The sequence below is a fragment of the Yoonia vestfoldensis genome (assembly GCF_002158905.1).
In the GTDB taxonomy this organism is placed as follows: domain Bacteria; phylum Pseudomonadota; class Alphaproteobacteria; order Rhodobacterales; family Rhodobacteraceae; genus Yoonia; species Yoonia vestfoldensis_B.
The window spans coordinates 1432902-1447985 of the sequence record NZ_CP021431.1; the positions used below are offsets into that span (position 1 = coordinate 1432902).

Annotated in this window: 15 protein-coding genes and 2 tRNA genes; 11 read left to right on the forward strand and 6 right to left on the reverse strand. The window is 61.3% G+C overall.

What is annotated here, in order from left to right:
* Positions 1-6 precede the first annotated feature (6 nt).
* A complete protein-coding gene (locus tag LOKVESSMR4R_RS07030) occupies positions 7-2262 on the forward strand; it encodes a TRAP transporter permease (protein WP_087206992.1) in 2256 nt (751 codons plus the stop codon).
* Positions 2263-2352: 90 nt separating this feature from the next.
* Here LOKVESSMR4R_RS07030 and LOKVESSMR4R_RS07035 read toward each other — a convergent pair.
* Positions 2353-2427, reverse strand: a tRNA-Asn gene (locus LOKVESSMR4R_RS07035).
* 58 nt (positions 2428-2485) lie between these two features.
* Positions 2486-3427, reverse strand: coding sequence for an MBL fold metallo-hydrolase (locus LOKVESSMR4R_RS07040; RefSeq protein ID WP_087206994.1), 942 nt, complete (start codon positions 3425-3427; stop codon positions 2486-2488).
* A gap of 41 nt (positions 3428-3468) precedes the next feature.
* On the opposite strand from LOKVESSMR4R_RS07040, the gene LOKVESSMR4R_RS07045 reads away from it, so the two are divergent.
* The 5 genes from LOKVESSMR4R_RS07045 (at position 3469) to LOKVESSMR4R_RS07065 (ending at position 8812) form a co-directional block, all read left to right on the forward strand.
* The gene (locus LOKVESSMR4R_RS07045) at positions 3469-4788 is read left to right on the forward strand and encodes an ATP-binding protein (RefSeq protein WP_087206998.1); all 1320 of its coding nucleotides are present in this window, start codon (positions 3469-3471) and stop codon (positions 4786-4788) included.
* Positions 4789-4884: 96 nt separating this feature from the next.
* Positions 4885-6309: a circularly permuted type 2 ATP-grasp protein gene (locus LOKVESSMR4R_RS07050; protein ID WP_087207001.1), complete on the forward strand. Its 1425-nt coding sequence runs from the start codon at positions 4885-4887 to the stop codon at positions 6307-6309.
* 1 nt (position 6310) lies between these two features.
* Positions 6311-7252, forward strand: coding sequence for an alpha-E domain-containing protein (locus tag LOKVESSMR4R_RS07055; RefSeq protein ID WP_087207004.1), 942 nt, complete (start codon positions 6311-6313; stop codon positions 7250-7252).
* Positions 7252-8049: a transglutaminase family protein gene (locus tag LOKVESSMR4R_RS07060; RefSeq protein ID WP_087207006.1), complete on the forward strand. Its 798-nt coding sequence runs from the start codon at positions 7252-7254 to the stop codon at positions 8047-8049. Before LOKVESSMR4R_RS07055 ends, LOKVESSMR4R_RS07060 begins: the two co-directional genes overlap by 1 nt.
* A gap of 34 nt (positions 8050-8083) precedes the next feature.
* Positions 8084-8812 (forward strand): peptidase, encoded by a 729-nt coding sequence (locus tag LOKVESSMR4R_RS07065; RefSeq protein ID WP_204248738.1) that lies wholly within the window; start codon positions 8084-8086, stop codon positions 8810-8812.
* 23 nt (positions 8813-8835) lie between these two features.
* Here LOKVESSMR4R_RS07065 and LOKVESSMR4R_RS07070 read toward each other — a convergent pair whose 3' ends face one another.
* Positions 8836-10881 (reverse strand): NADH:flavin oxidoreductase, encoded by a 2046-nt coding sequence (locus tag LOKVESSMR4R_RS07070; protein WP_087207008.1) that lies wholly within the window; start codon positions 10879-10881, stop codon positions 8836-8838.
* Between the two features lie 164 nt (positions 10882-11045).
* Between LOKVESSMR4R_RS07070 and LOKVESSMR4R_RS07075 the strand changes: the two genes are divergently transcribed.
* Complete coding sequence (locus LOKVESSMR4R_RS07075) at positions 11046-11297, forward strand: GlsB/YeaQ/YmgE family stress response membrane protein (RefSeq protein ID WP_087207010.1); 252 nt, start codon at positions 11046-11048, stop codon at positions 11295-11297.
* 10 nt (positions 11298-11307) lie between these two features.
* Here LOKVESSMR4R_RS07075 and LOKVESSMR4R_RS07080 read toward each other — a convergent pair whose 3' ends face one another.
* Positions 11308-11967 (reverse strand): hypothetical protein, encoded by a 660-nt coding sequence (locus tag LOKVESSMR4R_RS07080; protein WP_157898152.1) that lies wholly within the window; start codon positions 11965-11967, stop codon positions 11308-11310.
* 172 nt (positions 11968-12139) lie between these two features.
* A tRNA-Ser gene (locus LOKVESSMR4R_RS07085) sits at positions 12140-12229 on the reverse strand.
* A gap of 132 nt (positions 12230-12361) precedes the next feature.
* Here LOKVESSMR4R_RS07085 and LOKVESSMR4R_RS07090 point away from each other — a divergent pair.
* Positions 12362-13210 (forward strand): DUF2059 domain-containing protein, encoded by an 849-nt coding sequence (locus LOKVESSMR4R_RS07090; protein ID WP_087212779.1) that lies wholly within the window; start codon positions 12362-12364, stop codon positions 13208-13210.
* 64 nt (positions 13211-13274) lie between these two features.
* Positions 13275-13682 carry a hypothetical protein gene (locus tag LOKVESSMR4R_RS07095; RefSeq protein ID WP_087207014.1) on the forward strand — a complete coding sequence of 136 codons (408 nt, stop codon included), beginning with the start codon at positions 13275-13277 and terminating at the stop codon, positions 13680-13682.
* On the opposite strand, the gene LOKVESSMR4R_RS07100 is transcribed toward LOKVESSMR4R_RS07095, so the two are convergent.
* Positions 13679-13984, reverse strand: a complete 306-nt coding sequence (locus LOKVESSMR4R_RS07100) for a hypothetical protein (RefSeq protein WP_087207016.1) — start codon at positions 13982-13984, stop codon at positions 13679-13681. The genes LOKVESSMR4R_RS07095 and LOKVESSMR4R_RS07100 overlap by 4 nt on opposite strands.
* Before the next feature lie 177 nt (positions 13985-14161).
* Between LOKVESSMR4R_RS07100 and LOKVESSMR4R_RS07105 the strand changes: the two genes are divergently transcribed.
* Together LOKVESSMR4R_RS07105 and rpmA are read left to right on the forward strand one after the other, a co-directional pair.
* Positions 14162-14800 carry a 50S ribosomal protein L21 gene (locus LOKVESSMR4R_RS07105; protein ID WP_087207017.1) on the forward strand — a complete coding sequence of 213 codons (639 nt, stop codon included), beginning with the start codon at positions 14162-14164 and terminating at the stop codon, positions 14798-14800.
* 11 nt (positions 14801-14811) lie between these two features.
* Positions 14812-15081 carry a 50S ribosomal protein L27 gene (gene rpmA, locus LOKVESSMR4R_RS07110; protein ID WP_026352164.1) on the forward strand — a complete coding sequence of 90 codons (270 nt, stop codon included), beginning with the start codon at positions 14812-14814 and terminating at the stop codon, positions 15079-15081.
* The last annotated feature ends 3 nt before the right edge of the window (positions 15082-15084 follow it).

Consider the following 15084-nt stretch of genomic DNA (forward strand, 5'->3'; position numbering starts at 1 on the left):
TGGGTAATGGCCGAGGCCAAGAGTTCAAAATTTGCCGATGACACCGGACCGCTGGTCGCCGAGGGCGCCGATGAGGAAGTCATTGAATATAACCGCCGCCTTTACGGTGGCTGGTTTCACTGGGCCATGGCCGCAGCGCTGGCGATCTATGCGTTTTTCCATATCGCCGCGCTGAACGGCTTGTCGATCCGCGACATGACGGGCGGGGCGGTCAATTTGCCCTTCCTGCCACGGCTGCCGATGGAATCATGGACCTATCGCACCGTCCACATCGCCGGGGCGACGGCGCTGGGGTTCTTGATGTTTTCGGGCACCTCCTTCAGCGAGCGTACCGGCACCGGCCGTGACCGGCTGTTCAGCATCTTGGCCTATCTGCTGATGATCCCCGCGCTGTTTTCGCTGGGCGTAACCTTTTGGTTTCAAAGCCTGATCGCCGCGGGCACGTCCTGGAACGGGATGGACCCGACGATCCAGTTCAACGAACGCTGGCTGTTTGGGATTCCGCTGATTGCGGCGACTTTTGGTGCGATTGCGCTGTCTTGGGTGCATCAGCGCCCGCGCGCGCGGGTCAACCCGGCCGATCTGGTGCTGGTTGTCGCGGCTTTGGCCGTGGCCAGCTATTTCGTCGCTATCTACAACACCCCGATCCGCGCCACGACGGGGACGTCTTTTGCGCCTTTGGGCATTTCATTGGCTGGCATTGCTGGCACGGCGTTGATCCTGGAATTGACCCGGCGGGTCACCGGATTGGCGCTGCCGATCATCGCGGGCGTGTTCCTGGTCTATGTCTGGCTGGGCCATCTGGCCCCCGGCGTGCTGAATTCGCCGCAAATCGCGCTGCAACGGTTTTTCAGCCAAGTTTACACCGATGTCGGCATCCTGGGGCAGACGACGGCTGTATCCTCGACCTATATCATCCTGTTCATCATTTTCGCAGCCTTCCTGCAGGCCTCTAAAGTTGGTGAATATTTCATTAACTTCGCCTTTGCCCTGACCGGCCGTCAGCGCGGCGGCCCGGCCAAAGTGGCGATTTTCGCCTCGGGGCTGATGGGCATGATCAACGGCACGTCGGCGGGCAATGTGGTGGCCACCGGCAGTCTGACGATCCCGCTGATGCATAAGGTCGGCTATGACAAAAAGACCTCTGGCGCGATCGAGGCTGCGGCCTCTACGGGCGGGCAGATCATGCCGCCGATCATGGGGGCAGGGGCCTTTATCATGGCCGAGATCACCGGCATCCCCTATCAGGAAATCGCCATTGCGGCGATCATCCCGTCGATCCTGTATTTCGCATCGGTTTATTTCATGGTCGATCTGTCGGCTGCGCGGATCGGCATGATGGGCATGCGCCCCGAGGAATTGCCCAAGCTTAAGGCGATGATGAAACAGGTGTTCTTGTTCCTGCCGATCATCATCCTGATCGCGGCGCTTTTCGCGGGCTATTCGGTGATCCGGGCGGGCACTTATGCCACCGCGGCGGCGGCGGCGGTCAGTTGGTTAACGCCTTACCGGATGGGGCCAAGGTCGATTGCCTATGCGTTCCAGATCGCGGGCAGCATGTCGATCCAGATCATCGCGGTCTGCGCTTGCGCCGGGATCATCGTGGGGGTGATTTCGCTGACGGGCGTCGGCGCGCGATTCTCGAACCTGTTGCTGGGCCTGGCTGGGGTCAGCCAATTGCTGGCGATGTTCTTTGCCATGGTGATCGCCATCCTTTTGGGGATGGGGATGCCGACCACGGCCGCCTATGCGGTGGCGGCATCGGTGGTGGCACCGGGGTTGATCCGGCTGGGGATCGACCCGTTGACGGCGCATTTCTTTGTGTTCTACTTTGCCGTCGTCTCGGCCATCACACCGCCTGTCGCGCTGGCCAGCTATGCCGCGGCCGGGATTTCCGGGGCGGATCCGATGGCCACATCCTTTGCCTCGTTCAAGATCGGGTTGGCCGCGTTCATCGTGCCGTTCATGTTCTTTTACAACAGCGCCTTGTTGATGGATGCACCCTGGCTGGAAATCGTGCAGGCGCTGACGACGGCGCTGATTGGCGTGTTCTTTCTGGCAGCCTCGGTGCAGGCTTGGCTTTGGGGCAAACCGGCGGGGTCGCTGACGCGGGCGGGCCTGTTGGTCGCATCCTTGTTCATGATCTCGGGCGGGTTGATGACCGATCTGCTGGGTCTGGGCATCGCCATCGGTCTGATCTTGATCAACCGCACCATCGGCCCCGACGGCAAGACACCGCTGGTCCAGGGCAGGGCGGATTAACCATCAAAGGGCGCGGATTTCCGCGCCCTTTTGTCCAAGACAACAAAAAACCGCCCAGGGGGCGGTTTTTGCGTCAAATATCAGGATATTTGGCTCCGACGGTAGGGATCGAACCTACGACCAATTGATTAACAGTCAACTGCTCTACCGCTGAGCTACGTCGGAACATGGGCTGCGTATAGCAATGTGATTCCGCCCCGTCCAGAGCGATTTGGCCGGTTTTTCAAATTCCTGTCACAGGCGGCAAACCGGCCTTGGCGCGTTGGAAAACGGCGCTTTCATCGGGGGCCGGATCAGCGGTCACGCGGCCTTTGCCATGCAGGTCGATCAGATGCGCCAGCACGTTGCGTTCTGCCGCCTTTAACAGAATCGGTGACAGGTCAGCATAGACACGCGCGGTGATATCGCGCGGCGTGGCGGGACCGGTTGCAAGCGCGTCGATGATCTGCGCCTCGCGCTGCAAGCGATGGGCGATCAACCCGGCGAGCCGGCCTTGCGGATCAGCCACCGGCGCGCCATGTCCGGGATAGAAACAGCGCGCCGGATGGTCCTGCAACCGGGCGCAAGAGGCCATGAAATCGGTCAGATCCCCATCGGGCGGCGACACGAGCGAGCTGGCCCAACCCATGACATGATCGCCCGAAAACAGCGCGTCATCCCAGGCAAAACACAGGTGATTGCCGATATGGCCGGGGCTGTGGATCGCGGTGATCCTGCCCCAAGCGCCGTGCAGGACCGCGCCATCGCCCAGCAATCTGTCCGGTGCAAAGGTGCTGTCGATCCCTTCGCCGCCCCCCGCCAGCCCGCGCGCGGCAAGTGCGGCCATCACCGCACTGCGCCCCGCTGTCGGCCCGCCAAAGGCGCAGACGTTAGCGCCGGTCGCTGCGGCCAGCGCCGGGGCCAGCGCGCTATGGTCCAGATGGCTGTGTGTGACAAGGATATGATCCACCGGCCGATCCCCGATTGCCGCCAACAGCGCCTCCAGATGCGCGGGGATCGCGGGGCCGGGGTCGATCAGCACGATCCGGTCGCGGCCCAGCAGATAGCTATTGGTGCCCGGCCCGGTCATCGCCGAAGGATTGGGCGCCAGCACCAGCGCCAGATCATCGCGCAGCATCAGGCACTGGCCGGGGCGGGGCGGAAATTCTGCGGCGGCGGTTGTCATCGGCACTTTCCGGCGGGGGCAATGCAAGCTAGCCTTGGCGCATGACATTTCGCTGGATCAAGAACGCAATGCCGCGCGGGATTTACGCCCGTGCCGCGCTGATCCTTGTGTTTCCTGTCGTGTTTTTGCAATTGCTTGTGTCCGTGGTGTTCATTCAGCGCCATTTTGACGGTGTCACGCGGCTGATGACAAGTGCGGTCAATATCGACCTGCAATTTCTGATCGATACCGCCAACGAGGCCGATACCGCAGCCCAGGCCCGCGCAGCGCTGGCGCCTTTGGGGCAGGCGTTGCAGATCAGCACAGCCTTGCCCGCGCCCGCGCCGCCGGCCACCGATATCAACCCATTCGTTGATCTGACGGGGGCCACGGTGATCGACACATTGCGGAGCGGGATCGCGGACTTGCAGGTTGTGTCTTTGGAAGATCGCGGGCGCGTGGCGCTTTGGGTGACGACGCGCCACGGCTTGCTGGAAATGGATCTGTCGCGCAGGCGCATGTCGGCGTCCAATCCGCATCAATTGCTGGTCATCATGGTTGTGATGGGCGCGTTGATGACGGTTGTCGCCTATATCTTTCTGCGCAACCAGCTGCGCCCGATCAAGCGCATGGCGCAGGCCGCCGCCGATTACGGCAAAGGCCGGATCACGCCCTATACCCCCACCGGTGCGGTCGAGGTGCGCGCGGCGGGCATGGCTTTTCTGGATATGCGCAACCGGCTGGAACGCCAGACCCAAAGCCGCACCATGATGCTGTCGGGCGTCAGCCATGACCTGCGCACACCGTTGACCCGGCTGCGGCTGGGCCTGTCGATGCTGGATGATGCCGAGGCCGCCGATCTGTTGCGCGATGTCGATGATATGCAAAAGCTGCTGGATGCCTTTCTGGATTTCGCGCGCAATGATGCGGCGGATAATCTTGAACAGGTGGTGCCGGCCGCGATCCTGCGCGATGTGCTGCATGATGCGGCGCGGATCGGCCAGAATGTCGGGCTGGCCGGGATCGAGGGTCCGGAACGCGCGATCAACCTGCGCCCGCTGGCGATCCGGCGCGCGCTGGATAATCTGGTGGGCAATGCCTTGCGCTATGGGACGCAGGCGCTGGTCGGGGTCAGCGTGACCGAACGCGCCGTGCGGTTCTGGGTCGAGGATGACGGGCCGGGCATTCCGCCTGAACTGCATGAAGATGCGATCAATCCTTTCGTGCGGCTTGATCCCGCGCGCAATCAGGACAAGGGCAGCGGCGTCGGGCTGGGCCTTGCCATCGTCTCCGATGTCGCCCGCAGCCATGGCGGTGCCTTGCGTTTGGGCAAAAGTTCAACGCTTGGCGGGTTGAAGGCCGAGCTGATCATCAGTCGTTAGGATTTACTGCCTTAAAATTAGGCAAGTGCTTATATCCTTGGAGGTTCCGCAGGGTGAAATCCTTGCAGTCTGATCAGAACCTCGTAGGCTTTGCTGATGGATCACAACCGCGAACATTTCGACGAAATGCTGGGGGCCACCGGCGCCCGCGCCCCCTATACCGGCTATGACGCCTGGTTCAGCGCCCAAGACCGGACCCGTTTGGCCAAAAAGGCCGCCGAGGCAGAGGCGTTTTTTCGTCGCACCGGCATTACCTTTAACGTCTACGGCCAATCCGATGCCGAGGAACGGCTGATCCCGTTCGATCTGGTGCCGCGCATCGTTTCCAGCAGCGAATGGGCGCGCCTGTCGCGCGGGATCGAACAGCGTGTGCGCGCGATCAATGCTTTTCTTTATGACATCTATAACCGGCAGGAAATTCTGAAAGCCGGGATCGTGCCGATTGACTTGATCGCCAAGAACGCGGCCTTTCTGCCGCAGATGATGGATTTCAACCCGCCGGGCGGCGTTTACACCCATATCGTCGGCACCGATATCGTGCGCACCGGCGAGAATGATTTCTATGTGCTCGAGGATAACGCCCGCACGCCATCTGGTGTCAGCTATATGCTGGAAAACCGTGAAACCATGTTGCAGATGTTCCCCGAGCTGTTCAGCAAGATCAAGGTCAAGCCGGTCAGCGATTACCCCAAATCTTTGCGCCGCTCGCTGGAAGCCTCGGCACCATCCACCTGCGACGGGCGGCCTTGCGTGGCGGTGCTGACGCCCGGCATCCATAATTCGGCCTATTTCGAACATAGCTTTCTGGCCGACCAGATGGGTGTGGAATTGGTCGAAGGGCATGATCTGCGCGTCATCGACGGCCATATCGCGATGCGCACAACGCGCGGCTATCGGCGGATTGATGTGCTTTATCGCCGGGTTGATGATGATTTTCTGGACCCGATGAGTTTTAACCCCGGATCCATGCTGGGCGTGCCGGGGATCATGGATGTCTATCGCGCGGGCAATATCACCATCGCCAATGCGCCGGGCACAGGGGTCGCTGATGACAAGGCGATTTACAGCTATATGCCCGATATCGTTGAATTCTATACCGGCGAACGGGCGATCCTGAAAAACGTGGAAACGCATCGCTGTTCCGAACCTGATGCGCTGAAATATGTGCTGGAAAACCTGGCCAGCCTTGTCGTGAAAGAGGTGCATGGATCGGGTGGTTACGGCATGTTGGTCGGTCCCGCCGCCAGCAAAAAGGAAATCGCCACCTTTGCCGCCAAGCTGAAAGCCAACCCCGGCAATTACATCGCCCAGCCCACGCTGTCGCTGTCCACCGTGCCGATCTTTACCAAGAAAGGCCTTGCCCCGCGCCATGTGGATCTGCGGCCCTTTGCGCTGGTGTCACCCGCAGGGGTGAATATCACGCCCGGCGGGTTGACGCGGGTCGCGCTGAAAGCGGGATCGCTGGTGGTGAATTCCAGCCAGGGCGGCGGCACCAAAGATACCTGGATATTGGAAGACTGACATGTTGGGAAAAACGGCAGGCGGTCTTTACTGGATGTTCCGGTTTCTGGAACGCGCTGAAAATACCGCGCGATTGATCGAGGCGGGGTTTCGCATCGCGCTGACCCGGTCGAATGATGCGGATTCGGAATGGAAATCGGTGATCATCACCTCTGCCGCGCAACAGGCCTTCGAGGCGCGGCATGACAAATATTCCAGCGGCAATGTCGTCAATTTCCTGCTGCGCGATCCTGATAACCCCAGTTCGGTCCTGTCGGTCACCAAATCCGCGCGCGACAATGCGCGTCTGGTCCGCACCGCCCTGACGACCGAGGTCTGGGCGGCGGTGAACGAGACCTGGATGGTGCTGACGGATGCGCTGAAACGGCCGATCCCCGAAACCGAATTGCCCGCCGTATTGGCGACGATCCGGCAACAATCAGCCTTGGTGCGCGGGGCGCTGGTCGGCACGATGCTGCGCAATGATATTTTCGATTTCTGCCGTCTGGGCACGTTTATCGAACGGATCGACAGTACGGCGCGGATCATTGATGTGAAATATTACGCGCTGCTGCCCGCGCCTTCCTTTGTCGGCAGCCGGATGGATAACGTGCAATGGGAAACAATCCTGCGGTCGGTTTCGGCGCATCGGTCGTTTCGTTGGGCGGTCGAGGATGATTTCACCGCCCCCGCCATTGCCGATTTCCTGATCCTTGATGACCGGATGCCCAGATCGCTGAGCCATTGTGCCGCGCAGCTGGTCAATAATCTGGGCCATCTGGCCAAGGATTACGCCGAGGTCAAACCCTCGCATGATCTGGCCGACCGGATGAATGCGCGGCTGAAAGACCGCGATATCGGCTCGATCTTTGATGAAGGCTTGCATGAATTCACCGGATCCATCCTGCGCGAGAATGCGGCGATCGGCATGCAGATCGAAGCAGATTACAGGTTTAACCACTGATGCAACTGACGATCACCCATACCACCAGCTATGGCTATGACATGCCCGTGGATTTCGCGCTGCAACGGCTGCGGCTGCGGCCCTTGTCGAACCCGATGCAGAATGTCGAGGATTGGCATATCGACATCACCGGCGGGCGGATCGAGGCCAGCTATCTGGACCATTACGGCAATCACACCGATCTGGTCAGCGTCACACCCGGGGTTGCGGCGGTCGAGATTACCGCGCGCGGGCAGGTCACGACCCATGACAAGGCGGGCGTGCTGGGCATGGTCTATGGCCGCGCGCCTTTGTGGCATTTTGCACAGGCAACACCGCTGACCGCTGCGGGCGCCGGGGTGCGCGATTTCGCCCGCGTCTTGGGCAAGATGAAAGACCCGCTGACATCGTTGCATGATCTGTCCAATGCGATCCGCGATGCGCTGCCCTATCGCACCGGCGTGACCGGGGCGGATACGACTGCGGAACAGGCGGTCAAGATCGGCGCGGGCGTCTGTCAGGACCATGCGCAGATTTTCATCGCCGCCCTGCGGATGCGCGGCCTTGCTGCGCGCTATGTCAGCGGCTATCTGATGATCAACGACATCACCGATCAAGATGCCGCCCATGCCTGGGCCGAAGCCCATGTCGAAGGGTTGGGCTGGGTCGGGTTTGATATTTCCAATGGCGTCGCACCGGATGAAAAATACGTCCGCGTCGCCATTGGCCCCGATGCCAGCTGTGCCGCCCCGATCAAGGGGATGCGCAAAGGCCCTTCCAGCGAGACGCTGATTGTATCTTTACAAGTTCAACAGTAGTTCTGTGATCATATCCCGCTAAGGACAGGCCTTGATGACCTATTGCATCGGAATGCAGCTCGACCATGGGCTGGTGTTCATGTCCGACACCCGCACCAATGCGGGCGTCGACAATTTCTCGACCAGCAAGAAGATGTTCCATTGGCATGTGCCGGGCGAGCGGATGATCACCATCATGACCGCTGGCAATCTGGCCACGACCCAGGCCATGGTCAGCCTGCTGCGCGAACGCTCGATCACGACCGAGGACCGCAACCCCAGCATCCTGCGCGAAGCCACCATGTTCCAGATCGCCCGGCTGGTCGGTGCCACCTTGAAAGAGGTGATCGCCGAAAGCAGCCTGAGCGGGCAATCGGCCGAACAATTCGCGGCCTCGGCCATTGTCGGCGGCCAGATCAAGGGCGGTCAGCCCACGATTTTCCTGATCTATCCGCAGGGCAATTTCATCGAGATCACCCCCGATACCCCGTTTTTCCAGATCGGAGAGACGAAATATGGCAAGCCGATCCTTGTGCGCGCCTATGACCCGATGATGAGCTTTGAAGAGGCGGTCAAACTCTTGCTGGTGTCTTTTGATTCCACCGTCAAATCGAACCTGTCGGTCGGACTGCCCTTTGATCTGCAAATCTATGACAAGGATAGTTTCGCCCAAGGCCGCACCCTGCGCATTGATGATGATGATCCGGTTTATCAAGCAATCTCAAGCGGTTGGGGCGATGCTTTGAAAGAGGCGTTTCAGCATCTGCCATCCTATAAGGTCTAATGTAGGATGGGCTTCAGCCCAGCTTACAGATCCTTTACCAGCCGCAGCGCATCATAGATCGCCGCATGGATATTGCGCGCGCTGACCGCATCCCCGATCCGAAACAGCTGGAACGCGCCCTCCGGATTGGTCGCGACCGCTTGCGCGCGCCCCGATATCAGCGCGTCCTGATCAACCTCGCCCAGATTGCGCGACAAGGGCTTGAGGTCGAAATAAAGATCATCCAGCGGCAAGGTCCCGTAATTCACCACGATCTGGTCATAGGTCTTTTGCTTGGTGAAGGTGCTGTAATCGGTGCCGATCACCGCGCGCAGCCGGTTGCCCTCGCGGGTGACATCCAGCAGGCGGCGGGTGACGGTGAAGGTCACATCCTTATCCTGCAAAGCGCGCATATAGGGCACAAGGTTCATCCCCATGATTTCAGGCGCAAAGCTGCGGTCGGGCGTCATCACCTCGACGCTTGCGCCGGTATTGGCCACGACCTCTGCTGCCATCAGGCCGGGATGATCGCCGCTTTCATCATAGATCAGCACATCCTGGCCCGGTTTGACATCGCCCGAGATGATATCCCAGGCGCTGACCACCAGCGGATTTTCCTCTTTTTGTTCAAAGAGCTGCGTATTGGGCAGCCCGCCCGTCGCCACGATCACCACATCGGGGGCAAGGGCGGTCACATCGGCAGCCTCGGCCCAGGTGTTGAAATGAAAGCTCACATCGCGCGCGGCACATTGCGCCATGCGCCAATCGATGATGCCGATCATTTCGCGCCGGCGCGGGTTCTGTGCGGTCAGCCGGATCTGGCCGCCGGGGTCGGGCTGGGCCTCGAATACGGTGACGGCATGGCCGCGTGCGGCGGCAACGCGCGCAGCCTCTAGCCCCGCTGGCCCCGCACCGATGATCACGACCTTGCGCGCCGCAGGGGCGGGGGCGATGTCATGCGGCATGGTCAATTCGCGCCCGGTGGCAGCGTTATGGATGCAAAGCGCCTCGCCCGCCTGATAGATCCGGTCAAGGCAATAGGTGGCCCCCACACAGGGGCGGATGTCATCCTCGCGCCCGTCCATGATCTTGCGCAGGATATGCGGGTCGGCCATATGCGCCCGCGTCATGCCGACCATATCCAGCAATCCGGCCTGTATCGCATGGCGTGCGGTGGCCACATCGGGGATGCGCGCGGCATGGAAGGTCGGCAATCCTGTTGCCTGTTTCACGGCGCCTGCGAAATCCAGATGCGGCGCGCTTTTCATGCCCTGCACGGGGATCACATCGGTCATCGCAGGATCGGTATGGATGCGGCCTTTGATGACGTTCAGAAAATCGACCATGCCGGTATCGGCCAGCTTTTTGGAAATTGTGATGCCTTCCTCGGGGGTGATGCCACCCGCCGCTGCCTCGTCCGCCGTGTAACGCAGGCCGATGATGAAATCGTCGCCCACCCGTTTGCGACAGGCTGTCAGCACATCGCGCAGCAATTGCATCCGGCTATCGAGGCTTTGCCCCCCGTAAGGCCCGTCCAGATCATTGGTCAGCGGCGACCAGAATTGATCAAGCAGATGGCCGTAGACCTGCAATTCGATCCCGTCCATGCCACCGGCCTGCATCCGTTCGGCCGCATCCGCGAAATCGGTGATGATCCGCGCGATATCCCAATCCTCGGCCAGTTTGGGAAAGGCCCGATGCGCCGGCTCGCGGTGCCGCGAAGAAGAAACAGAAGGCAGCCAGTCGCCCTTGGCCCAGCCGGTGCGCCGCCCCAGATGCGTCAGTTGGATCATCACCGCGCAGCCGTGGTCATGGCAGGCATCGGTCAGGTTCTTGATCCAGGGCACGACCTCGTCCTTGTAGGCAAGGATGTTATTGAACACCGGCGGGCTGTCACGCGACACGGCGGCGGATCCTGCGGTCATGGTCAGCGCCACCCCCGCCTTGGCCCGTTCGGCATGATAGGCGGCATAGCGTGCCTTGGGCATCCCGTCCTCGGGATAGGCGGGTTCATGGCTGGTGGTCATGATCCGGTTGCGCAGGGTCAGATGTTTAAGCTGATAGGGCTGCAACAAAGGGTTGGTGGACATAGCAAGGCTCCGGGCTGGTTGGGCCCATACTGTCGCAAGGCGCGCGGATGTATAGCGGGTTTGCGGCAGCGCAGAGAGTGCCACCGACAGCATCGCGCGGCTATGCAGGAACGTGTCCTGCGGTCGCGCGTTGGTCAGCTGACATCACAAGAACAGGATAGATCATGGCGCTTCTCTGGATCATCATCATCGGCTTTGTCGCGGGGCTGATCGCGCGGGCTATCACGCCGGGCGATCACCATCCCTCAGGCTTTCTGCGCACCACGGCGCTGGGGATTATCGGGGCTGTCGTGGCGTCTTTTGTCGGGCAGACGCTGGGGCTATATGGGACGGGGCAGGGCGCAGGCATCATCGGTGCCGCCATCGGCGCGGTGCTGGTGCTGACGGTCTGGGGCTATCTGCAAAAGCGGCGCTAGGGCCGCTGGGTCATTGATCGCGCAAGGCCGTGCAGATCCGCTGCATCTGCGCGATCGAGATCGTGGCATCGGTGACGCGATCATCTTGCGACATCACCGTGCCTGCAGTGTCCATCGCTGGCCCCTCTCCCTGGCGGGCGGTATCGGCGGTAAATGCCGTGACGGCCGTGTCACCACTGGTGCCCGTCGCGCCGGGCTGGCCGGTGGTGCCATCAACAGGCGCGCCGGTGACGACATCTGCCGGGGCCTGCCCGTCCAGCGTGCCGCGCGTATTGGCCCCCGTGCCCAAGCGGGCCGCCGTGTCATCCGCCCCCGCAACAGCGCGGCCATTGCCGTCATCCGACATCTGGCCGGGCGCATCAGAAAGCATCTCTGCCGCGGTCAGCTGGGCCAGATCGGCGCAATCGCGGCGGATGATATCCTGATCACCGGGCGCAAGCGTGCGCCATTGCAGTGCCAGTTCCTCGGCGGGGCGCAGGGTCAGCCGGTCATGGGTCAACATCGCCATGATCAGCGTCGGCGGCCAGTCCCCGCCATAGGCGATGGGTTGCAGGTCGGGCGCATTGGTCTGGCTGATGGTCTCGTTCACGGCGCCGCTGGTCTGCGCCAAGGCGCTGCCGGCCGCCAGCGGGGCCATCAGGGTCATGGTCAAAAGGACATGTTTCATCATCGTCTCCGGTTGCATGCGACAAGCGACCCCCGCGTAATGGTGCGGCGGTCCATGCTGATCAACGCTGTGGCGGGACGGATCGTTCCTTGGCACAGGCGCGGCTGCGACATGCAGGCCATGCCCCGCCCGCCCGGCGTGGCGGTGCCAGATCATGCGATTTTGGGGATGATATTGGCGGAGAGACAGGGATTCGAACCCTGGGTGGGCTTGCACCCACAACGGTTTTCGAGACCGCCCCGTTCGACCACTCCGGCACCTCTCCGCGGTGCGGGCGGGATAATGTGCCGCGCCGCGCTGCGCAAGGGGCAAAACGCTCTCACCGAGAATTGCATGGGCATTGCCGCAAAAATCGTGTTTGTCATGGCCGATATCGCCCAAACCGAAAGGAATGATCATGTTGCGCCGCCTGTTTTTGTCGCTTGTTGCCGTGCTGAGCTTTGCCGGGGGGCTTGCGGGGCCTTTGGTTGGACCCAGCTATGCCCAGGATGGCGATGCCGATGCCTTGTTCGATCTGGTCGGCATGCCGCAGATCGTTGCGGTGATGCGCGACGAGGGGCTGGATTACGGCAAAACCATCGCGCAAGACATGTTTCCCGCAGGGATGACCCCCCGCTGGGCCGCGCATCTGGACCGGATCTATGATGCCGACAGATTGGTCGCACAGATGCGCAGCGCCTTTGTCACAGCGCTGGAGGGGCAGGATCTGGCACCGGCGCTGGCCTTTTACGGCGCGCCGCTGGGCCAGCGCATCGTCGCGGGCGAGGTCGCGGCACGCCGCGCGATGCTGGACCCCGCCATGGATGCCGCAAGCAAGGAATTTGCCGCCGAACAGGCGCTGGCCGATACGCCGCGCTATCAGCTGATCAGTGATTTCATCGCCGCCAATGACCTGATCGAGGCCAATGTCGTCGGCGGGCTGAATGCCAATTTCGCCTTTGTTGATGCGCTGGTTTCGGGCGGGGCCACTTTGCCCGGTGTCAGCGCCGATGATCTGCTGGCCGATGTCTGGGCGCAAGAGGACCAGATCCGCCGCAGCACGACCGAGTGGCTGAGCGCCTTTTTGCTGCTGGCCTATGCGCCCTTGCAGGATCAAGAGATCGCGGAATTGACCGCCTTTAGCCAGACCCAAGAAGGCCGCGCGATGACGCAGGCGCTGTTCATCGCCTTTGACCAGATTTTTGTGCAGCTGTCGCGCGAATTGGGCTCGGCGGCTTCTGGCTTTATCATCAGCCAGGACCTGTAAGCGGTCTTGGCAAGCAGGCCAAAGGCGGTATGGTGTGGGTCCATCAACAAGAAGGAACAGGATCTTGCAACTTAAACTGACCGCCGCATGTGTGCTTGGCCTTTTGGCAGGATGCGCGGGGCAGGGGGCGCTGGTGGCGGTCGACCCGGCCTTGCCGACGGGTGATCCGCGTCAGGAACGGCTTGTTTTTAACGAATGTGCGATCTATTTCGCGGCTGTGCAATCCTTGCGCGCCGATGGCCGCAGGCCCAATGGCAACCCGACCCGTGGCTGCCCGGCCGAGGCCGCAGCCCGCCCCGCCGATATCAATCCGATGGTCAGCGTGCCCGCGGTCTCGGCGGGTTTTCCGCAGGAATTATATGGCCGGATGGTCGCGCGCGGCCTGCCCAAGGATCAGGTCGATGACATCGCCCGGTCCAAGGCATTCTGGGATCTGGTCGCATTCCGCGACAGCGTGATCAGCGGTTTCTAAGCGCCGTAAACCAAAAGCGCCGTGATCAGCGCGCTGGGGGTGGCGTCATAGAGGCCCATATTCGCTTGCAGCTGGATCACGCGGGTGGGCCGGTCTTGCGCGGGCACCCCCGCGGCATCCATCGCCGCGTTCAGCGCCGGGCCGCCACCTGCGCCGATATCGCGGCGGATCGCGTCATAATCGGATTTGACGATCACCTCGACCTGACCGCGTTTCTGGGCCTGGGCCGGATCGGTCAATGTGGTCAGCGGCGCCATGGTGCAGGCGGCCAGAACAAGCGGCAGGATCAGGGCAGGGCGCATGGGGTTTTTGACCTTCTTTTGGCTTGACTTACGGGGGCATTGGACGGATAAGCCGCCATCCTGACAAGGGTTTTGTCGGGGTATTTGCAAAATGACGCCTACGGGCGCGCAGTCCACAGGCACCTAACGCCGGATCACACCGGGGCCTCAGCGACGCGGAAAATGAAGGAATAACATATGTTTGCGGTTCTCAAAACCGGCGGCAAGCAGTATAAAGTCGCCTCTGGCGATGTGCTGCGCGTCGAAAAGCTGGCGGCAAAAGCTGGCGACAAGATCCAGTTCAACGAGATTCTGATGGTCGGTGCGACCGTTGGCGCGCCTTTGGTGGCCGGTGCCGGCGTTCAGGCCGAGGTGATCGACCAGATCAAGGGCGAAAAGACCATCAATTACGTCAAGCGTCGTCGTAAGCATGGCAGCCAGCGCAAGAAAGGCCATCGTCAGCAACTGACCCTGGTGCGGATCGCCGATATCCTGGAAACAGGTGCCGACAAATCCGGCGTCATGGCCGCCGTATCCGGTGCTGGCATCAAGATGGACATCACGCCCCGCGTGAACCCCAAAGGCATCGCCAAGCCCAAGAAAGCCGCAGCGCCCAAAGCCGCCGCAGCCGAAACCGGTGGCGATGATCTGAAAAAGCTGTCGGGCGTCGGCCCGGCGCTGGAAAAGAAATTGCAGGCCGCTGGCGTGACATCTTTCGCACAGATCGCCGCTTGGTCCGAAGAGGATGTCGCTGCATTTGACGAAAAGCTGTCGTTCAAAGGCCGCATCGCACGTGAAGGCTGGGTTGCGCAAGCAGCCGAGCTGTCCAAAGCTTAAGGAGAGACGAGATGGCACATAAAAAAGCAGGCGGTTCATCCCGTAACGGACGCGACTCTGCGGGTCGTCGTCTTGGTGTAAAGAAATTCGGCGGCGAAGCCGTCATTCCCGGCAACATCATCATGCGCCAGCGTGGCACCAAGATGTGGCCAGGCATGGGCGTCGGCATGGGCAAGGATCACACGATCTTTGCAACAGCCGAAGGTGCCGTGAAATTTCACAAGGGCCTGAAAGGCCGCACCTTTATTTCGGTTCTCCCCGTGGCGGAGGCCGCCGAGTAAACC